Source organism: Clostridium sp. AF29-8BH (assembly GCF_003478145.1).
Taxonomy (GTDB): domain Bacteria; phylum Bacillota; class Clostridia; order Lachnospirales; family Lachnospiraceae; genus Otoolea; species Otoolea fessa.
Map to the genome: position 1 here is coordinate 52,645 of NZ_QUEL01000014.1, position 23,045 is coordinate 75,689.

The 23,045-nt window shown below is 49.3% G+C and carries 17 protein-coding genes, 1 tRNA gene and 4 pseudogenes; 19 read left to right on the forward strand and 3 right to left on the reverse strand.

Annotated features, from left to right (window positions below; all coding sequences use genetic code 11):
* The first annotated feature begins 34 nt into the window (after nt 1-34).
* Nucleotides 35-1,119: pseudogene (gene serC / locus DWZ16_RS09570) on the forward strand (3-phosphoserine/phosphohydroxythreonine transaminase).
* A 140-nt stretch (nt 1,120-1,259) separates the two neighbouring features.
* A pseudogene (locus DWZ16_RS09575) lies at nt 1,260-2,422 on the forward strand (phosphoglycerate dehydrogenase).
* A 199-nt stretch (nt 2,423-2,621) separates the two neighbouring features.
* On the opposite strand, the gene DWZ16_RS16215 reads toward DWZ16_RS09575, so the two are convergent.
* Nucleotides 2,622-3,920, reverse strand: coding sequence for a M23 family metallopeptidase (locus DWZ16_RS16215; RefSeq protein ID WP_333490967.1), 1,299 nt, complete (start codon nt 3,918-3,920; stop codon nt 2,622-2,624).
* Between the two features lie 319 nt (nt 3,921-4,239).
* On the opposite strand from DWZ16_RS16215, the gene DWZ16_RS09590 reads away from it, so the two are divergent.
* Nucleotides 4,240-4,689, forward strand: a complete 450-nt coding sequence (locus DWZ16_RS09590) for a PaaI family thioesterase (RefSeq protein ID WP_182427328.1) — start codon at nt 4,240-4,242, stop codon at nt 4,687-4,689.
* A gap of 15 nt (nt 4,690-4,704) precedes the next feature.
* Here DWZ16_RS09590 and DWZ16_RS09595 read toward each other — a convergent pair whose 3' ends face one another.
* Nucleotides 4,705-5,517 (reverse strand): MBL fold metallo-hydrolase, encoded by an 813-nt coding sequence (locus DWZ16_RS09595; protein WP_118522677.1) that lies wholly within the window; start codon nt 5,515-5,517, stop codon nt 4,705-4,707.
* 232 nt (nt 5,518-5,749) lie between these two features.
* On the opposite strand from DWZ16_RS09595, the pseudogene DWZ16_RS09600 reads away from it, so the two are divergent.
* Together DWZ16_RS09600 and DWZ16_RS09605 are read left to right on the forward strand one after the other, a co-directional pair.
* Nucleotides 5,750-7,686 (forward strand): annotated as a pseudogene (locus DWZ16_RS09600) (fructose-1,6-bisphosphatase).
* A gap of 90 nt (nt 7,687-7,776) precedes the next feature.
* The gene (locus DWZ16_RS09605) at nt 7,777-8,277 is read left to right on the forward strand and encodes an HAAS signaling domain-containing protein (protein WP_118522678.1); all 501 of its coding nucleotides are present in this window, start codon (nt 7,777-7,779) and stop codon (nt 8,275-8,277) included.
* A 183-nt stretch (nt 8,278-8,460) separates the two neighbouring features.
* On the opposite strand, the gene DWZ16_RS09610 is transcribed toward DWZ16_RS09605, so the two are convergent.
* Nucleotides 8,461-8,533: transfer RNA gene (locus DWZ16_RS09610), tRNA-Gln, on the reverse strand.
* 283 nt (nt 8,534-8,816) lie between these two features.
* On the opposite strand from DWZ16_RS09610, the gene DWZ16_RS09615 reads away from it, so the two are divergent.
* From DWZ16_RS09615 to DWZ16_RS15355, 14 genes and pseudogenes are all read left to right on the forward strand, one after another.
* Nucleotides 8,817-9,533, forward strand: a complete 717-nt coding sequence (locus tag DWZ16_RS09615) for an acyl-[acyl-carrier-protein] thioesterase (protein ID WP_118522683.1) — start codon at nt 8,817-8,819, stop codon at nt 9,531-9,533.
* A gap of 135 nt (nt 9,534-9,668) precedes the next feature.
* A complete protein-coding gene (locus DWZ16_RS09620) occupies nt 9,669-10,502 on the forward strand; it encodes a S1 RNA-binding domain-containing protein (RefSeq protein ID WP_022359882.1) in 834 nt (277 codons plus the stop codon).
* A 21-nt stretch (nt 10,503-10,523) separates the two neighbouring features.
* Complete coding sequence (locus DWZ16_RS09625; protein ID WP_022359883.1) at nt 10,524-10,898, forward strand: RidA family protein; 375 nt, start codon at nt 10,524-10,526, stop codon at nt 10,896-10,898.
* Between the two features lie 293 nt (nt 10,899-11,191).
* Nucleotides 11,192-12,280, forward strand: a complete 1,089-nt coding sequence (locus DWZ16_RS09630) for a PucR family transcriptional regulator (RefSeq protein WP_107001479.1) — start codon at nt 11,192-11,194, stop codon at nt 12,278-12,280.
* 79 nt (nt 12,281-12,359) lie between these two features.
* On the forward strand, nt 12,360-13,043 hold the full coding sequence (ftsE, locus tag DWZ16_RS09635) for a cell division ATP-binding protein FtsE (RefSeq protein ID WP_022359885.1): 684 nt from the start codon (nt 12,360-12,362) through the stop codon (nt 13,041-13,043).
* On the forward strand, nt 13,033-13,941 hold the full coding sequence (gene ftsX / locus DWZ16_RS09640; protein WP_022359886.1) for a permease-like cell division protein FtsX: 909 nt from the start codon (nt 13,033-13,035) through the stop codon (nt 13,939-13,941). The genes ftsE and ftsX overlap by 11 nt, the downstream gene beginning before the upstream one ends.
* Nucleotides 13,942-14,008: 67 nt before the next feature.
* Nucleotides 14,009-15,286: a murein hydrolase activator EnvC family protein gene (locus tag DWZ16_RS09645; RefSeq protein WP_118522679.1), complete on the forward strand. Its 1,278-nt coding sequence runs from the start codon at nt 14,009-14,011 to the stop codon at nt 15,284-15,286.
* A 212-nt stretch (nt 15,287-15,498) separates the two neighbouring features.
* The gene (locus DWZ16_RS09650) at nt 15,499-16,767 is read left to right on the forward strand and encodes a S41 family peptidase (RefSeq protein WP_118522680.1); all 1,269 of its coding nucleotides are present in this window, start codon (nt 15,499-15,501) and stop codon (nt 16,765-16,767) included.
* A 238-nt stretch (nt 16,768-17,005) separates the two neighbouring features.
* Entirely contained in the window at nt 17,006-17,635 is a 630-nt protein-coding gene (gene pth, locus DWZ16_RS09655) for an aminoacyl-tRNA hydrolase (RefSeq protein WP_118469422.1), read from the forward strand.
* Nucleotides 17,632-21,160: pseudogene (gene mfd / locus DWZ16_RS09660) on the forward strand (transcription-repair coupling factor). Before pth ends, mfd begins: the two are co-directional and overlap by 4 nt.
* A gap of 137 nt (nt 21,161-21,297) precedes the next feature.
* Complete coding sequence (locus tag DWZ16_RS09665; RefSeq protein ID WP_118469424.1) at nt 21,298-21,951, forward strand: hypothetical protein; 654 nt, start codon at nt 21,298-21,300, stop codon at nt 21,949-21,951.
* A 17-nt stretch (nt 21,952-21,968) separates the two neighbouring features.
* Entirely contained in the window at nt 21,969-22,274 is a 306-nt protein-coding gene (locus tag DWZ16_RS09670) for a hypothetical protein (protein WP_107001485.1), read from the forward strand.
* A 64-nt stretch (nt 22,275-22,338) separates the two neighbouring features.
* Nucleotides 22,339-22,734 (forward strand): BlaI/MecI/CopY family transcriptional regulator, encoded by a 396-nt coding sequence (locus DWZ16_RS09675; RefSeq protein ID WP_107001486.1) that lies wholly within the window; start codon nt 22,339-22,341, stop codon nt 22,732-22,734.
* The gene (locus tag DWZ16_RS15355; protein ID WP_147353412.1) at nt 22,731-23,009 is read left to right on the forward strand and encodes a hypothetical protein; all 279 of its coding nucleotides are present in this window, start codon (nt 22,731-22,733) and stop codon (nt 23,007-23,009) included. Before DWZ16_RS09675 ends, DWZ16_RS15355 begins: the two co-directional genes overlap by 4 nt.
* The last annotated feature ends 36 nt before the right edge of the window (nt 23,010-23,045 follow it).

A 23,045-nucleotide genomic window follows, 5' to 3' on the forward strand; every position in this document is an offset into this window, starting at 1 on the left:
TCACATTTTTGTGTAAGACAGGAGGAGATTTATTATGAGCAGAGTCTATAACTTTTCGGCAGGTCCGGCAGTACTTCCGGAGGAGGTACTGAGAGAGGCAGCGGCAGAGATGCTGGACTACCAGGCAGCGGCATGTCCGTCATGGAGATGAGCCACCGCTCCAAGGATTTCCAGGCCATCATTGATGATGCAGAGAAGGATCTGCGCGAATTGATGCAGATTCCGGACAATTACAAAGTATTATTCGTACAGGGCGGCGGCAATATGCAGTTCGCCATGGTTCCGATGAACCTGTTCAAAAATAAGGTGGGGGATTACATCATCACCGGACAGTGGGCAAAGAAAGCATATCAGGAGGCAAAGATGTTTGGTACCGCCAACGCGATTGCATCCAGCGCTGACAAGACCTTTTCCTACATCCCGGATTGTTCGGACCTTCCAGTGGATGAGGACGCAGATTACGTGTATATCTGCTTAAATAACACTATTTACGGAACCGTATACCACGAGCTTCCGAACACCAAGGGCAAGACACTGGTAGCAGACATCTCCTCCTGTTTCCTGTCAGAGCCGCTGGATGTGAGTAAGTTTGGTATTCTCTGGGGCGGTGTCCAGAAGAACGTAGGTCCGGCTGGTATGGCGATCGTCATCATCCGCGAGGATCTGATCACTGAGGATGTTCTTCCGGGAACACCAACCATGCTGCGCTACAAAACATACGCAGACAATGACTCTCTGTACAACACACCGCCTACATACACCATCTATATGTGCGGCAAGGTATTTAAATGGCTCAAGAAAATGGGTGGTTTAAGTGCCATGAAGGAGCGCAACGAGAAGAAGGCGAAGATCCTTTACGATTTCCTCGATGAGAGCAAGCTCTTCAAGGGTACCGTTGAGAAAAAGGACCGTTCCCTGATGAACGTACCGTTCGTCACCGGCGATGCAGATCTGGATGCCCTGTTTGTCAAGGAAGCCAAAGAGGCAGGCTTTGTGAACTTAAAAGGTCACCGTACCGTCGGCGGTATGCGTGCTAGCATCTATAATGCAATGCCGATCGAGGGCGTTGAGAAATTAGTTGCTTTCATGCGCGAATTTGAGAAAAAACATACAAATTAATCAATTTTAAAATTTATGCCATTGCTGCGGCGAAAGGGAGGGGGAATCCGTTCCTTTCTGCTGCAGCAGTGGACTTTTTAAAACAAAAACAGCCCGCGTATGGGAAGATTTGAAATTTTGAAAGAAAAGAGAGTTAAAAAATGAGAAAAATCCATTGCCTGAATCCGATTTCCAAGCTGGGAACCGGTTTACTGACCGAAAATTATGAGATGACTGACAACCTGGCGGAGGCAGAGGGCATTCTGGTCCGCAGCGCTGCCATGCATGATCTGGAACTTCCGAAGGGACTGCGTGCCGTTGCACGTGCCGGAGCGGGCGTCAACAACATTCCGCTTGACAAGTGTGCGGAGCTGGTGTTGTCGTATTCAATACACCGGGCGCCAATGCAAACGGTGTCAAAGAGCTGGTGCTGGCTGGCATGCTGCTGGGAGCCAGAGACGTAGTCGGCGGCATCGACTGGTGCAAGGAGCAGAAGGACAATGAAAATATCTCCAAAGATATGGAGAAGGCGAAAAAGAAATTTGCCGGTCATGAGATCCGCGGCAAAAAGCTTGGTGTTATCGGACTGGGCGCCATCGGCGCAGAGGTTGCAAACGCAGCTGCAGCGCTCGGCATGGAAGTATACGGCTATGATCCGTTTATTTCTGTCAAGGCAGCGTGGATGCTTTCCAGAGACGTAAAGCACATCACATCGGTTGATACGATCTATCAGGAATGCGATTACATCACCGTTCATGTACCGCTGCTTGACAGCACCCGCCAGATGATCAACAAAGACAGCCTGGGACAGATGAAGGACGGCGTGGTTATCTTAAACTTTGCGCGTGACCTTCTGGTAAATGACGACGATATGGCAGAGGCGCTGGCTTCCGGTCGTGTAAAACGCTATATCACCGATTTCCCGAATGCAAAAGTAATGCAGATGCTGAACGTCATCGCAACCCCACATCTGGGCGCATCCACAGAAGAATCCGAGGATAATTGTGCCGTGATGGCAGTCAAAGAGCTGATGGATTACCTGGACAATGGTAATATCAAGAATTCCGTCAACTTCCCGAATTGCGATATGGGCGTGTGCACAACCGTAGGTCGTCTTGCACTTCTTCATAAGAATGTGCCGAACATGATCGGACAGATTTCCTCGATCCTGGCATCGACTGACATGAACATCGCAAACATGACGAACAAGAGCCGTGATAAATACGCTTATACGCTGGTTGATCTGGAGACCAAGGCAGACGCGGCGACGATTGAGAAGCTGAAAGCTATTCAGGGTATGATGCGCGTGCGCGTGATCAAATAATAAGTTTTATTGAAAACAGCCGGAGAAAGTGCGGTTTTGGGTGCACCTTTTCCGGCTGTATTTTTATGGATTGCAGAATGTTTTTATTGAAGAATCTCTGCATGGCTTTTTAACGTGATAATTATATGTATATATTGGTGAGAAACTGTCAGTGGCGGGTTATATTAAGCGACAGGATTGACTTGGTAAGAAAACTTTGTCATGGGGTGAAAAATTGATCGATACTAGGATCTTTCATTTCATAAACACGCGTCCACTCCTTAGTGCCATCTTTTTTGACAGTTTCGGAGCGGTTTATCGCCAGAAAACGGATCAGTTCATAGCAGTCAATCCAGATTTCGTTGTTTCCTTCTTTCTGGGATTCGTCAAAAATGAGCTGCAATCCGAAATGCAGGTGCGGTTCAGCGATGTTGTTGGTGTTTTCAGTGCTGCTGTAGCCGGTGTGCCCGAGATAACCGATCACGTCCCCGGCGGTGACGAGACTGCCCTCTTTCAGGTTTGACTGGTAGGGGTAGTCTTTGCGTAAATGTGCATAATAGTAGTATCGTTTCCCGTCAAAGCTGCGGATGCCGATGCGCCAGCCGCCGTACTGGTTCCAGCCGAGCGCCTCGACGCGCCCGGATTCCACAGCAATCACAGGCGTTCCCGTCTGCCCCATCATATCATGCCCGAGATGCCGTCTCCGGTAACCGTAGCTGCGGGAGACACCGAAATCGTCATAGTGGCTGTAGGGAAAGTTTTTCGCCAGTGGGAGAAACGCTTTCAGACCATATTTGGTAACCCAGACTTTTTCCTCACCGGAGGGAGTCAGGGGGACAGCGTCGGGATCGGAGAGAGTGGGGGCTGGGGTTTCGAGAGAAGTTTGTGTGTTGGATGAGGCTGAAGTTTCTGGTGAAGCTTGACTGGCTGAGTCGATTGTGTCTGTACCAGTTGTGGTTGCTGTTGTGGTTGCTGTTGTGGTTGCTGTTGTTGTTGTTGTTGTTGTTGGTGTCGTTGCGTAGGAAGTATTGGCAGCCGGATCCCCTTCCTGTATCTGCGCGTCCGCCAGTGCAAAAGCCGGTGCTTCCGATTTCGGAATCTCAATTTCATACAGTCCGACCATTCCATCCAGAACCGCGCCGTAAGCCTCACGATAATAGGCAAAAGAGGTCATATTTTTCGTCAATTCTTCCACTGTAACGCCATTTTGGAGCTGTTCGGCAGCTTCCGTCATATCGGACGCCTGATAATGTGAAAAATCGCCCCCGTAGCGCGCCCCCAGGTAGGCGAGCAGATCGACCCAGTTCAGGTGGAGATCCTGCTGGCAGGTATCAACATCATAGCGGAACGCCTGTGTCATGGCGTCGGCGGTTACATCGAAATCCACCCAGCGGATAAAATGTTCCGACGCATTCCCGACCGTGACCTGACGGCTGTTCGGACGCTGGAAGGACCAGCTGACAAAGAGCGCCGCAATGGCGCAGATTTCCAGTGCAATGATAACAGAACTTCGTTTCAAGACAGATCCCTCCTGTGCGATAGTATTTAAATGCGAAGCCACGGCAAATTCCGTTACTGGGCACGTATGCGTGAACAATAACATTTTTGCAATCTGATAAGATTGTATGAGAGGATGGGAGAAAGTATGAGTCCATCTTTGGAAAAATATGAGAAAAAGCGTTTGAGGCGAGGAAAAAGGATGGGCTGATTCAGGCAAACAGATTATACAAACAGATTATATCAGAGAGAAAAGTGATAGAAAAAATAGAAGAAAATAATAGATGACCTGCAGAGAAATAAAAAAGAGAGTAAATCATATATACAAGGAGGTACATGAAATGGAAAAGAAGGAAGAAAAGAAAAAGCCGTCCGGCTCATTCTCAGAAGTCTGGGACAAGCGCGGACAGGAGACGGATGCAGCCAATGATTTCCGGAAGAAAATCGAGATGGAGATCACCGAGGCACGCCCGGGCTATGCAGTTGGAGAGATTGTATTGAAACCGTGGCATATGAATATCTTAGGTATCGTGCACGGCGGCGTCCTGTATTCACTGGCGGATACCGTGGGCGGCACCGCAGCGATGACCGGGCGCGACTACGCAGTCCCGACCGTGGATGGCACGATCCATTATCTGAAAGCTGGAAAAAACACATCCAAAATCATCGCCCGGGCGCAGGAAATACAGAATGGTTATGCATTTTCGGTGTGCGAATGCAAGATTTATGATGATAAGGAGACGCTGCTGGCATCGGCGACGATGACGTATTATCATTTGAGGAGGAGGTAGAGCTGCAAGATACAATCACAGCTCTATCACACTCCCATCCTCCGGTACCAGCAAATCCCCGTGATAATAGGCTTCCCCTTCAGCGCGGTACAAAGCAGCGCGTTCCGGATAAGTCTTATCTTCAGTGTGCCACAGAATCAAATGCCGCGCATCGAGGCGTTCGGCGAGTTCGCAGGCATCTTTGACGGTGCTGTGGTGTTTTTCATAAGGGGAGAAGATTTCCCGGTCACGGTAGAGGCAGAAGGCTTCGTGGAAGAGCCAGTCGGCGCCTTTGGCAAATTCTTCGCAGAGCGGGTTCAGCGGTTCGTCGCCCGGGCAGCAGACGATCTTGCCGTCCGGCAGCACAGCGCGGAAGCCGAACTGGCGCGCCTTGGTCGAATGAATGTCAAAGAAGGTGACCTCCATATCGAGAATCTGCCGAGTTTCGCGGTCAGAAACCGGGATGAGCTGGATCGGATCGCCGATCAGGTCGCAGAATTTCTTCTGGAGTGTCAGGCGGCAGAAGGTCTGAATCGTGTCGATCAGCCCGTCGTGGCAGTAAATATGAAAAATTCCCTCATAATTTCCCTTTTTGATGGCAGTGCCAATCATCCGGATCATCCAGATTACGCCGAGAATGTGGTCGGTGTGTTCGTGTGTCACGAAGAGATGATGGATGCGGTTTAATGGAACCTGCATTTCTTCCAGAATCCGCAGGATGCCATTGCCGCCGCCGGCGTCTGTCATGAAATATTCTTCGCCGGATCGGATGGCGAAGCAGGTATTATAATAACGTGTCATCGTGGCGTTGCCGGTGCCAAACACGTAGAGAGTGTGTGGTTGCGTCATGAATGTCCCTCCTGTATTTATGTATGGAAAAGTATGTTTCTGTTCACGAGTAGGCACTTTTGGAACCGAAAGTGCCGAAAATATATTTTGACCCTGATCTGAATCTATGCTACTATAAATCTATCAAAAAGGCAAATGCAATGTAGATAATGTGCTGTTTACCCAAAGCGAGCGCGACGATAACGAGTCACGACAATATCCGGGCAGACAGCGCAGTTTGGGAGCTGATAACATGAGGGATTTAGCATATTTGAAGCTGCTTTCGCGGGAGTATCCGAATATCCGGGCGGCGGCGAGTGATATTATTAATTTACAGGCAATCTGTGGACTTCCGAAGGGCACGGAATATTTTTTCAGTGACCTGCACGGTGAGCATGAGGCGTTTATTTATCTGCTCCGCAGTTCGTCGGGTATCATCCGGGAGAAGATCCGCGAGACATTTGGACATATTATTTCGGAGGAGGACGAGGTACGGCTGGCGAACCTTATCTATTATCCGGAAAAAATGATCAATCAGATCAAACAGGCGAACGAATACACGGAGGACTGGCAGAAGACGGCGGTGTACCGTCTGGTGCAGATCTGCCGGGAGGTTTCGTCGAAATACACCCGTTCCAAGGTGAGAAAAAAGATGCCGAAGGAATTTTCGGGTGTGATCGATGAGCTTTTATATGTCGATAATACCGATGACAATAAGACGGAGTATTACAGCGAACTCATCAATACCCTGATTGACGTCCGGGTGGCGGACAGCTTTATTGTCGTGATCTGCAGCCTGATCCGGAGTCTGACGATCGATAATCTTCATATCCTGGGCGATATATTTGACCGTGGTCCGAGACCAGATATCATTCTGGAGGAACTGATGCATTTCCATGATGTGGATATCCAGTGGGGTAATCATGATGTTTCGTGGATGGGCGCGGCGACGGGCAACCGGGCGTGTATCTGCAATGTTTTGCGTATGGCGCTCGGTTACAATGGATTTGATGTATTGGAGGACGGCTACGGAATTAACCTGCGCCCGCTGTCGATGTTTGCGGAGCGCGTGTACCGGGACGATCCGTGTACCTGTTTTCTGCCGCAGATTCTTGACAAAAATATTTACGACGCAGTGGATCCGAAGCTGGCGGCGAAGATGCACAAGCGATCGCGGTGTTACAGTATAAGGAAGAGGGGCAGATCATCAAGCGCCATCCGGAGTACGGGATGGAAGAGCGGATACTTCTGTCAGCGATTCGTTATGACCGCGGCACGGTCACGATCGATGGAAAAGAGTATCCGATGCGCGACATGAATTTCCCGACGGTGGATCCGGCGGATCCGCTGCGGCTGACGGACGAAGAGGAAGAGCTGCTTCACACTCTGGAGCTGTCGTTCCGCCACAATGCGCGGCTGCATGAGCATGTCCGTTTCCTATATTCCAACGGAAGCATGTATAAATGCTGCAATTCCAACCTGCTCTATCATGGCTGTATCCCGATGACGGAGAATCGGGAATTTGACGGTCTGATGGTGGGCGGCAAGATGTACCGCGGTAAGGAATTGATGGATTTTATTGACACACAGGTTAAAAATGCCTATTTTCTTCCAGAGGACGCGCCGGAGAAGGAGGCGTGCCGCGATTTTATGTGGTATCTGTGGAATGGTGCGAAATCGCCGGTATTTGGAAAGGACAAAAACCGCAGCTTTGAGCATTATTTCATCGAGGATCCGGAAGTGATGAGAGAGACGATGAACCCGTATTACCAGCTCAGTGAGGAAGAAGAGACCTGCGATATGATTTTGAAGGAATTTGGGCTTCCGACGAAGGGATCGCATATCATCAACGGGCATATGCCGGTGAAGATTAAGAGTGGAGAGACACCGATCCGGGCTGGTGGCAAGCTCTTCATCATTGACGGCGGGCTGTCGAAAGCCTACCAGGAGCGGACGGGAATCGCCGGATATACGTTGATTTTCAATTCGCACCATCTCGCGCTTGCGGAACACAAGCCATTTGACCCGGAGCGCGAGCGGACGCCGAAGGTATATATTGTGGAGAAAATGCAGAAGCGCATCACAGTGGCGGATACCGACGAGGGCAAGGAGCTGGCGGGCCGCATCGAGGATCTGAAAGAGCTCTTGAAAGCGTACCGGAGCGGACTTTTGAAAGAGCGCGTGCGCTGAGGCAGTTGAAAGGGACGGGAACTGGAAGCTTGTTTCTTTCGGCTAGGTGAAACGGGAGAAACGGGACGGTTTGAGGAATAAGGAGACAAGATGAGAAAGACAGAGTTTTTACAGGAGCTTCGGGAGGCGCTGGACGGCGAGGTTTCGGCTTCAGTCATCCAGAGCAACATAAGCTATTACGATCAGTATATCAGCCAGGAGGCGGCGAAAGGGCGCAGGGAGGAAGAAGTGATCGAGGAGATCGGCAGCCCACGCTTGATTGCGAAAACCATTATCGACAGCAGCGAGGGCGCCGGGGAGACCGGCCAGGGCGGTTCGTACACTTCGGGAGACGCTGCCGGGAGCGGGCGCACAGCGTCCTCTTACAACGGCGGTTTTTCGGAGCGGGACGACAGCGGTCTGCCGCCGAACTTCCATTACATTGATTTGAACAAATGGTACTGGAAGGTAATTCTCAGCGTGGTGGTTATCGCGATCTTATTTGTGCTGTTTGCACTGGTCGGAGGTATTTTCACCATCCTGATTCATCTGGCGGGACCGATTCTTCTGATTTGGCTGATCTATACATTTATTAAGAATATTTGGAAATAGAAAAGAACCCCTGCCGCCGGCTGTGAGGGATGACCGGAGCGGGGGTTCTTTTCTTGTTTTCTCGCAAACATATGGAGGTTTATTGAGTTGAAAAATGTTGTATTATGGAACATTTCAGAGGGAGTTTCCATAATACAAAAAAAGCACTTGTCATGCCGTCTTTGGCAAACAAATGCTTTTTAGCTGGGCTACAAGGATTCGAACCTTGAAAATGACGGAGTCAGAGTCCGTTGCCTTACCATTTGGCGATAGCCCAATGAATTGAACGATTTGTATTATACTGTAAGGAAACAGATTCGTCAACTACTTTTTTCGCTTTTTTGATATTTTTTTTTGTTTGGGCGGCTGCTGTGGCAGAAACCGCGCCATGCGTCCGGCAAATTCTGCAATATTCTGGGTCTGTAAGTAGACAACGTGGTTCGAATCGGATATAATGAGTTTCATGACAGAATGTTAAGGCAGTATAGGACGAAACGGCAGATGGAGGATGCGCGGAGATGGTGCGGGGAGCCGGAAGCCGGAAAGGAAAAGAGAGCGATATGTATACATTTGACAGCCGGGTCCGGTACAGTGAGACGGATGAAGAGGGAAATCTTTCTGTAGTGGGAATCATGAATTATCTTCAGGATTGTTCGACGTTCCAGTCGGAGGATCTGAAACTTGGGATTTCCTATCTGAATGAGGAAAAACGGGCGTGGTGGCTGAGCGGATGGCAGATAGAGATTCTCAGACAGCCGCATTTTGGCGAGCGGATCCGTATTTCGACCTGGCCGTATGGGTTTAAGGGAATCTATGGCTACCGGAATTTCACGATCGAGGATGAGATGGGAAACCCGCTGGTGCGGGCGGATTCGACCTGGTTTTACTACGATCTGGAAAAAGGATGCCCGGTGCGGGTGCCGGAAAGCCAGTTGGAGGGCTACCAGATTGAAGATAAACCGCTTGCAATGCCGCCAGCGCCGAAGAAAATCCGCCTGCCTGAGACGTATGAGACGGCGGCGCCGGTCACGGTGGAACGCCATCATCTCGATACGAACCGGCACGTGAACAATGCACAGTATGTGGCGATTGCGCGTGAATTGCTGCCTGTGGACTTTGCACTCGGAGAACTGCGGGTGGAGTACCGGAAGGCGGCAGTGCTTGGGGATGTGATGTATCCGAAGCTGGCGCAGGTGCCGGAAGGATACGTGGTATCACTGCAGGATGCGGAAGGTCAGGTGTATGCGAATTTGTGGCTGGCAAAGACTGGTTTGTAAAGAGTTTGTATGTAGCAGTGAAGAAACTGAATCATTGCAGCCGAAGAAAGATTCGGCGTGGATTGTCTGCCAGTGAATGAAAAATGCAACCGTTAAATAAAAAAAGAGATCGGCAGAAAAGAGAGGACGAATGACATGATTGAACTGGGAAGAGTACAGGAACTGATGGTAGTGCGGGAGAAAAACTTCGGCGTGTATCTGGGACAGAAGAAAGATGACGCGGCGGCGGTCCTGCTTCCGAAGAAACAGGTGCCGGAGGGCACAAAAGTGGGCGATAAGCTCAAGGTATTTATTTATAAAGATTCCGAGGACCGCCTGATTGCGACGACCTCGATGCCGAAGCTGGAACTGGGCGGGACAGCGGTTTTGAAGGTCAAGGATGTATCGAAGATCGGCGCCTTTCTCGATATGGGGCTGGAAAAAGATCTGCTGCTCCCGTTTAAAGAGCAGGTATATCCGGTTCGCGCCGGGGAAGAGTGCCTGGTAGCGCTGTATATCGATAAGAGCGGTCGTCTGGCGGCGACGATGAAGGTATATTCGTATCTTTGCAGCGATGCGCCGTACAAGAAGGACGAGTGGACAGAGGGACGCGTCTATGAGATTAATGAAAATCTGGGCGTGTTCGTGGCAGTGGCAGACCGCTATTTCGGTCTGATTCCGAACCGTGAGTTATATGGAAAATGCCGTCTGGGCGAGGTTTTAAAGGTACGTGTGACGAAGGTGCGCGAGGATGGAAAAATGGATTTGAGCCTGCGCGAGGTGGCGTACCGTCAGATGAATGCGGATGCAGAGGCGGTGCTGGCACGTCTGAAAGAAAAAAACGGCGTTCTGCCGTTCAATGACCGCGTGGAGCCGGAGATTATCCGCCGCGAATTTAATCTAAGCAAAAACGCGTTCAAGCGTGCGGTTGGACACCTTTTAAAAGAAGGAAAAGTAGAAGTAAACGAAGATTCTATCCGTTTAAAATAAAAGACAAAGGAGAGATTTGACATGAAGAAAGTAATCAGCACAACCAATGCACCGGCAGCGATCGGCCCGTATTCCCAGGCAATCGAGGTAAATGGAATGGTATTTGCATCCGGTCAGATTCCGGTCAATCCGGCAACCGGCGAGATCCCGGAGGGAATCGAGGCTCAGGCAGAGCAGGTTTTAAACAATGTAAAGAATCTTCTGGCGGCAGCAGGTGCTTCCATGGAGCAGGTTGTAAAGACCACCGTATTTATCCAGAACATGGATGATTTTGGAAAAGTAAATGAAATCTATGCGAAATATTTCGAGGGCGCATGCCCGGCACGTTCCTGCGTCGAGGTATCTAAACTTCCGAAGGGCGTCCTGATGGAGATGGAAGCGATCGCAGCAAAATAAGAATGAATCGCAAATTTGGAAAATTTCGCCGGAAAAACAAGTTCCAGTCTGTGAAAATCCCGGCGTGTGAGGGCAAAATGACGAAAAAATTCACTTTTTTTCGTCCGCCCTCTTTTTTTTTTCGTCACTTTGCTTTAAAATAAAGGGAAAGATCCGTCCAAGATTCAGATAGGGAACGGTTATGGTCCACAGGCACAGATTGCCGGAGGGGTAACAAACGGGTTTGGGGAATGACAGGTTGAAAGACCCGGAAACACAGCTGGACGGAGGATAAAAGAAAAGGAGAGAGGAATATGATTTCGAACCAGATACTCCAGACAAACATTGAGGGGTTAAAAGGAATTACGCGTGTCGATCTCTGTATCTGTGATACGGAAGGCAAGGTGCTGGCATCCACATTTACTGGCGCTGAGGAATATGAGAGTGCAATTCTGGCTTTCGTAGACTCTCCGGCGGACAGCCAGGTGATACAGGGATATCAGTTTTTCAAGGTGTTTGACGATCACCAGTTAGAATATATACTTCTTGCCAAGGGCGGAAGCGACGACGTATACATGGTCGGCAAGATGGCGGCATTTCAGGTTCAAAACCTCCTGGTAGCTTACAAGGAGCGCTTTGACAAGGACAATTTTATCAAGAACCTGCTGCTTGACAACCTGCTTCTGGTTGACATTTATAACCGTGCGAAGAAGCTGCACATCGAGACGAACGTCAAGCGGATCGTATTTATCATTGAGACGCAGCATGAGAAGGACGTGAATGCGCTTGAGACCGTCCGCAGCCTGTTCTCGACCAAGACGAAGGATTTCATCACGGCAGTGGATGAGAAGAACATTATTCTAGTCAAGGAAGTGAAGCCGGGCGAGACTTACGACGATCTGGAAAAGACAGCCACATCGATCGTAGATATGCTCAATACCGAGTCCCTGACACGTGTCAGCGTGGCATTCGGTACGATCGTCAACGAGATCAAGGACGTATCGCGTTCTTATAAAGAGGCGAAGATGGCGCTGGATGTAGGAAAGATTTTCTACAGCAGCAAAAATGTGGTCGCATACAGCAAGCTGGGAATCGGACGTCTGATCTATCAGCTGCCGCTGCCGCTGTGCCGGATGTTTATCAAGGAAATTTTTGATGGCAAATCGCCGGATGAGTTTGATGAGGAGACTCTTACGACAATCAACAAGTTCTTCGAGAACAGCCTGAACGTATCAGAGACTTCCCGACAGCTTTACATCCACCGCAACACACTGGTATACCGTCTGGATAAGCTCCAGAAGAGCACGGGATTGGATCTGCGGGTGTTTGAGGATGCGATCACATTTAAGATTGCCCTAATGGTTGTAAAATATATGAAATACATGGAAAACCTGGATTATTAATCCAAATTGCTGTGGCGGGGAGGAAGATTGCCTTTGCCGCAGCAATTTCATTTGGAGAATTGAAAAAGAGGATTTACGCATGATAGAGGTTAAAAATCTCACCAAGACGTACAAGACGGGGAATAAAGCCTTAAAGGGAATCAATATTCAGATTCAGGACGGCGAGTTTGTTTTCATCATGGGACGAAGCGGTTCCGGCAAATCGACGCTTTTAAAGCTTCTTTTGAAGGAGCTGGAGCCGACTTCCGGCCAGATTATCGTCAACGATATGGATCTGGAAAAGATGCCGAGGCGCTACATCCCGAAGTACCGCAGACGGCTGGGAATGGTGTTTCAGGATTTCCGTCTGTTGAAGGATAAAACAGTATATGAAAATGTCGCGTTTGCACAGCGGGTCATTGGCGTATCGCCCCGTGAGATTAAGAAAAATGTGCCGGAAATGCTCCGACTGGTAGGGCTTTCTTCAAAATATAAAGCATACCCGAACCAGCTCTCGGGCGGCGAGCAGCAGCGTGTTGCGATTGCCCGTGCGCTGATCAACTCGCCGGAGATACTTCTGGCGGACGAGCCGACGGGAAACCTGGATGTACATAATTCTATGGAGATCATGGAGCTTCTGGAGGAGATAAACCGGCGCGGGACGACGGTGCTTGTGGTAACGCACAGCCGGGAGATCGTAGCAGAGATGGGAAAACGTGTGATCACGCTGACGCGCGGCGTGCTGACGGGAGATCAAAAAGGCGGTATCTGGCATGAAAATTAGTACATTGATTTACTGCACCAAGGAGGGCATGCGCAATATCATCCGGAATATCTGGTTTTCACTGGCGTCGGTGGCGATTATTTCGGCATGTATTTTCCTGTTCTGTATGTTTTTTGGCTTGATTGCCAACGTACAGTATATGGTGCGGAATGCAGAATCTACAGTAGGAATCACGGTTTTCTTCAATGAAGATATGAGTGAGGACGATATACAGAAAATCGGGGATGAGATACGCGCCCGCGATGAGGTCAAGGAAGTAAAGTATGTTTCTGCCGAGGAGGCATGGGAGAATTTTAAGAAAGAATATTTTAAGGGAGTCGAGGATCTGGCAGAAGGATTTGCGGATGACAACCCGTTAGCCGGTTCGGCGTCCTACGAGATCTATCTGAAAGACATTGACATGCAGGATGACATGGTTGCATGGCTTGGCACGGTGCAGGGAATCCGGAAGATCAATTATTCGAGCGATACGGCGTCCGGGCTTTCGAGCTTCAACAAGATGCTGGGACTTTTGTCGGCGGTGATCATCGCTATTCTGCTGGCAGTTGCTATCTTCCTTATCAGCAATACGATCACGACGGCAGCTGCATTTAGACGGGAGGAAAACCGGATCATGCGCCTGATCGGTGCGACGAATTTCATGATCCGTGCGCCGTTCGTTGTACAGGGTGTGATGATCGGTCTGGTTGGCGCGCTGATTCCGCTGGCGATCACGTATTTTCTGTATCGCCAGGCGGTTGTATATATGATGGAACGGTTTGATATCTTGTCGAATCTGATTGAATTTATCCCGATTCAGACCATTTTCCCGAGCATGGTAGCCGTGGCGATGGCGCTGGGCGTGGGAATCGGTTTTGTCGGAAGTTTCTTTACGATCCGCAGACATTTAAAGGTGTAAGAAACATTGGCGGCTGCTGTAGGAGAATGCGGCGGCAGCGGAAATTTGCGGTAAAAAGGATGAGAACATGAAAAAACAGGGATTAAAAATACGTGCGGCTCTGTTCCTTGTGACGGCGGCGCTGGCGTCTTCTACCGTGCTGACTCCGGTGGCGGCAGCGACGAAAAAGGATGTAAGCAGTGCCAAGGATAAGAAAAGCACCCTGGAACAGGAGAAAAAGAAGACCGAGGAGGCGATCAAAAGCCTTCAGGGTCTGAAAAGTAACACCGAGAGCTATGTCAAGGAGCTGGACACGAAGATGAATGATCTGCAGTCGCAGGTCACGAAGCTGGAAAATAATATTTCCAGCAAGCAGAAAAGCATCGATGAGACGGCGGTAAAGCTGGAAGAAGCGCAGAAAACCGAAAAAAAGCAGTATGCTTCGATGAAAATGCGTATCAAATATATGTATGAGAAGGGCGACAGCAGCTACTTAAATCTGCTTCTGGAAGCCCGTTCGCTCTCAGAGCTTTTAAACCGGGCAGAGTATGTTTCAAAGATTTCGGAGTATGACCGGAAGATGCTCGACCAGTATGTGGCGACGAAAGAGTCCATCGCGGACAGCAAGAAAAAGCTGGAGACGGAGAAGACGGAGCTGCAGGAGATGAAGACGCAGACGGAGGCAAAGCAGGATTCAGTTCAGCTTCTCCTGAATGAGAAAAATAAAGAACTCCAGAACGTCAACGCGCAGATCGGCGAGAAATCAGCGCAGGCGAAAGCGTATGAGGACGATATCAAGGCGCAGGAAGCCAAGATCGTGCAGATGGAGGCGGAGATTAAGAAGAAGGAAGCGGAAGAGGCGGCGAAAAAAGCGGCAGAGGAAGCTGCCAGAAAAGCCGCCGCAGCGGGAAAGACGAATAATTCGACCGCGAAAGGGAATACTGGCAGTACGACTACCACTTCGACGGGAAGTTCTTCGCTGCGCTGGCCGTGCCCTGCAAGCGGACGCATTACATCTGGATACGGAAAACGTAAATCACCGACGGCGGGCGCGTCCTCGAACCATAAGGGCATTGATATCAGCGCTTCGACCGGCAGCAGCATCGTGGCAGCCGCCGGAGGAACGGTTTCGATTGCAACCTACAGTTATTCGGCTGGAAATTATGTTGTGGTCAACCATGGAAATGGACTTTCAACCGTGTATATGCACTGTTCCCAGCTTCTGGTATCGGCAGGGGATACGGTAAAAGCCGGACAGACGATCGCGAAGGTAGGTTCGACCGGATATTCGACAGGTTCTCATCTGCATTTTGCAGTCCGCAAGAACGGAAGTTATGTAAACCCTTCGAGCTATGTAAGTCCGTAGTGCGGAAAGTATCAGGTGGCTGCAAAAGATGAAATCCGGGTAACTGTTCAGTAGGTCTGCGCATTTACTGCGCTGACCGTACGAAAACATGGACCAGCAGGCAAAAATCCCATTGCCGTAGGCAATTTTTGATGGATTTTTGCGCGTGACTGTGAAGGTACTGAACAGTTACAAATCCGGAAGGAATAGACAGGAATCAGGAGGCATAAGAGATGGACAGTAAAAATAAATTCTGGCGCGGTGTGATGGTCGGTGTGCTGGTGACAGCACTGGTGTGTCTGATCACGGTCGGTGCTTCGGCGGGTATTTACATGTTTGGACGCCGTGTGATCGATAACCAGACACAGGTACAGGTACAGACCGAGGGAACACCGTCGCAGGCACAGGAGCCGGTCAATTTTGAGAATGTCACGAAAAAGCTGGAGCAGATACAGGATATTATCGATAAAAAGTACCTGTTTGAGGAAAAAATTGATACATCCGAGGAGGAAGCCGGCATTTATCAGGGCTTTTTGAGTGGTTTAAATGATCCGTATGCGGTTTACTATACGCCGGACGAGCTGACAAGCTTCCTGGATGAGACAAATGGTTCTTACTGCGGCATCGGCGCTCTGGTATCCCAGAATGTCCAGACCGGCGTCAGCACGATCGTGCGCGTCTTTGAGGGCAGCCCGGCCGAGGAGGCAGGCATCCTTCCGGGTGATGCGCTTTATAAGGTAGACGGCACCGAGGTGATTGGCATGGATCTGTCGCTTCTGGTCAATAATTACGTCAAGGGCGAGGAAGGCAGCCAGCTGACGATCACGGTTTATCGTGAAAATAGCGGCGAGTACAAGGATATCACCCTGACCCGCCGACCGATCGATGTGCAGACGGTGTCAGGCAAGATGCTGGATGAAGAGATCGGATATATTTCCGTTGCGGAGTTTGACCGTGTGACTGCTGATCAGTTTAAATCCAAGATCGAGGAACTGCAGGGCGAGGGCATGAAGCGCCTGATCATCGATCTGCGGAACAACCCGGGCGGCGAGGTGACGACGGTTGTCTCGATGGCGGATTATATCCTGAAAGATGGCGGACGGATCCTGACCGTGGCAAATAAGAAGGGCACGGAGGAGACATACGACGCTGAGGATGGACACAGCCTGGAGATCCCGATGGTTGTGCTGGTAAATGGCAATTCCGCCAGCGCGTCGGAGGTATTTACCGGTGCGATGAAGGATTACGGCGTGGCGACGATCGTCGGAACGAAGACTTTCGGTAAAGGTATCGTGCAGACGCTGATGCCGCTTTCGGATGGAAGCGCGATTAAGCTGACGACCGACCATTATTATACGCCGAATGGAAATGATATCCATGGAAAAGGCATCGAGCCGGATCTCGAGGTGGAGCTGGATGAAGAGGCGGCGCAGGAAGTCGTGATTCCAGAGGAGAAGGATAATCAGCTGCAGAAGGCGGTTGAGGTTGTGAAGGAAAAGTAACTTCTTATTTACACGACCCCAAAACTTACGGCACTTTCGATTCCAAAAGTGCTTACCCGTGAACAGTAACTTTAAAAGTATCCAGAAAAATAAGTGCGTTAGATCCTGAAACAGCTTGAAAAGTGGCAGTTTCAGGATTTAACGCTTAAAGTCGTGTCTGTTTTGGCTTTTTGAGAAAGACGATGAGTGAAGAATCTGGTATTTTTGATACTATAGAAAAAGAGGGAGAAATAGAATTATGTATGTAATTGCAGGACTTGGAAATCCGGGAAGAGAATATGAAGGAACCCGCCACAATGTGGGATTTATGACGCTGGATGCGCTGGCGGACAAGTATAACATTGATGTCCGGGAGAAAGCATTTAAGGGACTGATCGGAAAAGGCGTGATCGAGGGAAATAAGGTCATTCTGGTAAAGCCGCAGACGTATATGAACCTGAGCGGCGAGTGCATCCGTCAGGTGATGGATTATTATAAGGTAGATCCATCGGAGTTTATCGTGATTTATGACGATATCAGCTTGGTTCCGGGCGGCATCCGGATCCGCAAAAAAGGCAGCGCGGGCGGCCACAATGGAATCAAAAATATCATCGCCCATCTGGGAACGCAGGAATTTCCACGCGTGCGGATTGGTGTGGGCGAGAAGCCGGCGCGCATGGATCTGGCAGACTATGTGCTGGGACATTTTCCGAAAGAGGAAACCGAAACGATGACGACGGCGTTTAAGGACGGTGCGGCGGCAGTCGTGGATATGATGACAGAGGGCGTTGAGGCGGCGATGAACCATTTTAACGGCGCGGCGCGCGGGGAGAAGGAGAAGCTAGAGAAGCAGAAGGCGGAGAGGAAGGAGGAAGTCAAGACACAATGAGCGATTTATTTGCAAATCCGTTAGAGGAGATGATCGAGTTTCAGGATCTCAAGACGGATTTACAGCGCGGACAGGGACCGCTTCTTGTCACGGGATGCCTGGATTCGCAGAAGGTGCATCTGCTGTCCGAGCTTTCGGATCTGACGCCCTGGAAGCTGATTGTCACCTACGATGATTCGAGGGCGCGGGAGATCTGTGAGGATTACCGGTGCTTTGATACGGATATTTCGCTGTACCCGGCGAGGGATCTGCTGTTTTATACGTCGGATATCCACGGAAACCTGCTGACGAAACAGCGGATTCAGGTCATGCGGCGGGTCCTGGAGAGTTCCGGCGGCGTGGTGGTCACGACGATCGACGGGCTGATGGAACATCTGCTGCCGCTTGCGTGGATGAAAGAGCGGAGTCTCACGATCGGGGCAGAAGATGTGGTCGAGGTCGGGAGCTGACGCACGCCCTGGCAGAAATGGGATATGAGAAGGTCGCGCAGGTTGAGGGATCAGGGCAGTTTTCGGTGCGCGGCGGTATCATTGACATTTTCCCGCTGACGGAGGAGGTGCCGTACCGGATCGAGCTGTGGGGCGACGAGGTCGATTCGATCCGTACCTCGACCCAGAGAGCCAGCGATCGATCGAGCAGGTGGATGAGGCAGTGATCTATCCGGCGACGGAGATGGCGCTGACGCCGGAGCAGATTCAGGATGGAACCGAGGCGATCGAGAAAGACCGCAGGAAATACGTGAAAAAGCTCCGGGATGCCATGAAGACGGAAGAGGCGTACCGGATGGATTCGGCTGTCTCGGAGGTCTTAGAGGGGCTTCGCGAGGGCTTCCGGGTGCATGGGCTGGGAAGCTATATCCGGTATTTCTGCAAGGAAACGGTATCATTTTTAAACTATTTTCCAGTCGATGAGCTGACGATTTTCCTGGATGAGCCGCTGCGCTTGAAGGAAAAAGCAGAGACGACCGAGACGGAGTTCCGAGAGAGCATGTCGCACCGTCTCGAGGGCGGCTATCTGCTTCCGGGGCAGACTTCCTTCCTCTATTCGGCGAAGGAGACGCTGGCGATGGCAATGCGTCCGCGCACTCTTTTACTGCTGGGGCTGGATCAGAAGCTCTCCGGCATGACGGTTAAGAAAAAATACAGTCTGAGCGTTAAAAATGTCAATTCCTACCAGAATGGATTTGAGCTTTTAATCAGCGATCTGGCGCGCTGGAAGAAGGAAAAATACCGGGTGGTATTGCTGGCTGGTTCGCGGACGCGCGCGAGCCGTCTGGCGGGCGATCTGCGGGAGTATGATTTAAGCGCCTTCTGCCCGGATGAGGGCGAAAACACCGTGAAACCGGGTGAAATCCTGGTGACTTACGGAAAGCTGCATCGGGGATTTGAATATCCGCTGATTAAGTTCGTCGTGATCACCGAGGGAGACATGTTCGGCGGCGGACGGGGGCGGAAAAAGAAGAAAAAGACCTCCTACCAGGGTAAGAAAATCCAGAGCTTTTCCGAGCTTTCGATCGGCGATTATGTGGTGCATGAGAGCCACGGACTCGGCATTTACCGGGGCATTGAGAAGATCGAGCAGGACAAGGTCGTCAAGGATTACATCAAGATTGAGTACCGCGACGGCGGTAATCTCTACCTTCCGGCGACACGCCTGGAGGGAATCCAGAAATATGCCGGTTCGGATGCCAGGACGCCGAAGCTCAATAAACTGGGCGGAATGGAATGGAATAAGACGAAGAGCAAGGTGCGCGGTGCGGTCCGTGATATTGCAAAGGATCTCGTCGAGCTTTATGCAGCGCGTCAGCGGAGCGAGGGCTACCAGTATGGACCGGATACGGTCTGGCAGAGAGAATTTGAGGAAATGTTCCCGTTTGAGGAGACGGAGGATCAGCTGGAGGCGATCGAGGCGACAAAAAAAGACATGGAAAGCCGCCGCATCATGGACCGACTGATCTGCGGCGACGTTGGATACGGCAAGACGGAGATCGCGCTCCGGGCGGCATTTAAGGCGATTCAGGAGGGGAAGCAGGTTGTCTATCTGGTGCCGACCACAATTTTGGCGCAGCAGCATTACAATACCTTTGTGCAGAGGATGAAGGATTTCCCAGTGCGGGTCGATATGCTGTCGCGTTTCCGCACGGCGGGCGAGCAGAAAAAAACGCTGGAAGATCTGAAAAAAGGGCAGGTGGACGTCGTGATCGGAACGCACCGCGTCCTTTCTAAGGATGTTGTCTTTAAAAATCTGGGGCTTCTGATCATCGATGAGGAACAGCGCTTCGGTGTGGCACATAAGGAAAAGATCAAGAAACTAAAGGAAAATGTAGACGTTCTGACGCTGACGGCGACGCCGATTCCGCGTACCCTGCATATGAGTCTCATTGGCATCCGGGATATGAGTGTCCTGGAGGAACCGCCGGTGGACCGCCTGCCGATTCAGACCTACGTCATGGAGTACAACGACGAGATGGTGCGCGAGGCGATTCACAGGGAGCTGGCGCGGGGCGGACAGGTATATTATGTCTACAACCGTGTCAACAACATCGACGAGGTGGCAAACCATGTGGCGGCTCTGGTGCCGGAGGCAAACGTCGTGTTCGCCCACGGGCAGATGCACGAACATGAACTGGAAAAAATTATGCTGGATTTCGTCGAGGGCAATATCGACGTTCTGGTGTCCACAACCATCATTGAGACGGGACTGGACATTCCGAATGCGAACACGATCATCATCCACGACGCCGACCGGCTGGGGCTGTCGCAGCTCTACCAGATCCGCGGTCGCGTCGGACGTTCCGGGCGGACTTCGTATGCGTTTCTCATGTACCGGCGCGACAAGCTGCTGCGTGAGGAGGCGGAAAAACGTCTGCAGGCGATCCGTGAATTTACGGAGCTGGGAAGCGGTATCAAGATTGCGATGCGCGATCTGGAGCTGCGCGGCGCCGGAAATCTTCTGGGCGCGGAACAGCATGGCCACATGCAGGCGGTCGGTTATGACCTGTACTGCAAGCTCTTAAACGAGGCGGTGCTGGCGCTGCGCGGTGAGAACGAAGCCGAGGACTTCGAGACGGTGGTGGACTGCGACATCGACGCGTATATTCCGCCGTCCTACATCCGCAATGAATATCAGAAACTCGACGTTTACAAGCGGATTTCCGGTATTGAGAACCAGGAAGAGTACATGGATATGCAGGATGAGCTGATCGACCGCTTTGGCGAGATTCCACGTTCGGTGGAGAACCTGTTAAAGATCGCCGATCTAAAAGCGCTTGCTCATCAGGCGGGTGTCGTGGAGGTCGATGTAAAGAAGCAGGATATCACGATTCAGATGTACCAGAAAGCCGATCTGGACGTCTCCGGCATTCCGGCGCTGATGGAGAAATATAAGGGCACGCTGACCTTCAGGACGGGTGATGTGCCGTCGTTCTATTACCGCGATGTGCGGCAGAAACATACGGACTGCGAGATGATGCTTGTGAAGGCGCGGGAGATTCTTTCCGGGCTCGCGGCGCTGGCGAAAGAGTAGTTTTTAATTGTGTAGAAAAGATTGAAAGTATATTTGAAATGAAAATATATTTTTAATATTGACATATATAATCAAAGATGATAATATATAATCAAATTAAAGCTTGTTTACTAAATTTAAAGAAGGGAGGGATTCCAATGCAGCAAAAATGTGGGATGCTCATTAATAATGTGAATAACGTTAAGAGGTGGTTTTATGAAAAAAATTATGAGTATTTTATTGTCGATAGTTATGTCAACTTCATTGGTAATCCCATGGTAATCCCAACATTTGCGGAAGCGCCGCCATATTCAATAGATAAAGTGGCAACAAAGGTTGTGATTGATCAACATGAATTGAGAGATATTTATGATAAATATGCTTCGGTAACGGATGAAACTGTTGTGGAAGATATGTTAATGGAAGATTTTGGTTTTTCAAGATCGGAAGTTAAAGAATTATTGGAAGTAAGCAAAAGTGGTAGTGGAGGATCTACAGGTGCTTCGAGGGCATCTAGTATAACTGGAAGATTACCAGCAACAGCTGCTATAGGAACCGTTGTAAATATTGTGTATACAATTGATTTGCAAGAAATGAAAGATTTAGCGACAATAACTAATTTTATCGCAAGACAGGTAGGCGGAGCAGGAGCAGGGGTAGCAGTGGCAGCACTTGTTGCTAAAACAGTTTTAGCAGCTGCACAAAAGGGTGGCATAAACTATGCAAAAGTTACAATATCTTATACATATGGCTATAATAATGATGGAGTATTAGGGTGGACGCCAGGTTATACCAAGTATGAGTATTGGTAATAAAAAAGGGAGATGCAATGAAAGAGAATAGAGTATCAAATGAATTCCGTCAAGGAAGAGAAGCAACGTTTGCCGCTTTATTAATGGAACTGTGTCTTTGTGGGGAGCGAATTGCTTCCATAATGGGAATTAGAAATTGGTATGATCAGGTGGGAACTGTTAGAATTTTTCTTTGTATTTTGATTTTTTGTTATTATTATATAATTAAAAAACCAAGATTATTAGATACGCCTGAATGGTATGAGCTAATGAAAAAAGATAGAGTGATTTATGGAATGTGGATCTTGGAAATGATAATATTAGTTAGTAGTATTGGAACTTGAGTGAAAAACAAAGGGGGCGTCAGTTGCTCCCTTTGTTTCTATAAATTATGAGATTGGGAATTTTATGAAGAATAATTATTTAAGTGAACGAGAAATGAATGTTATGCAGGTTTTGTGGAAGTATGAAAAACCCATGACGGTGACAGAAATTGTAGAATCTGAAAAAGAATTGACAACGCCAACAGTCCATACTGTGTTAAGAAAATTGCTTGATAAGGGTTATGTTCAGGTTATTGATACAGTTCAGACTGGAAAAGTTTTTGCTAGGCGATATAAAGCGAAAAAGACTCAGGATGAAGAAATAGAAGAAAAAATAGAAAAATGTATGAAAAATTCTAGAAATCCTATGTCCTTTGTAAATACAATAACAGCAGCTTTGTTGAATGGAGCAGTAGATGAAGAGTCGGTTATTGACGAATTAGAACGTATAGTTCAAAAAAGAAAAAAAGAGATTTTATGAAAATAACATATACATCAATTTTATCGGCAATATGTAGTTCAATTTTGCTATTGGGTTTTTTGTCGGTTTATATATGGAAAAAGCAAGAAAATTATAGCTTGTATGAAGTAAAATTACTTATTTTTTGCACTGTACTAACAGGAGTAAGATTATTTTTTCCAATAGATATTTGCGGAATAAGTCATACGATAGGAATAAAAATATTATATCCAGAACTTTGTCGCTTTATGCGGGGGAAAATAGGATTTTTAAGTCATTTTTCTGTACTTTTTTGATTAGTTTACTTGGAAGTTTTCTTATCTTAGTGCAAA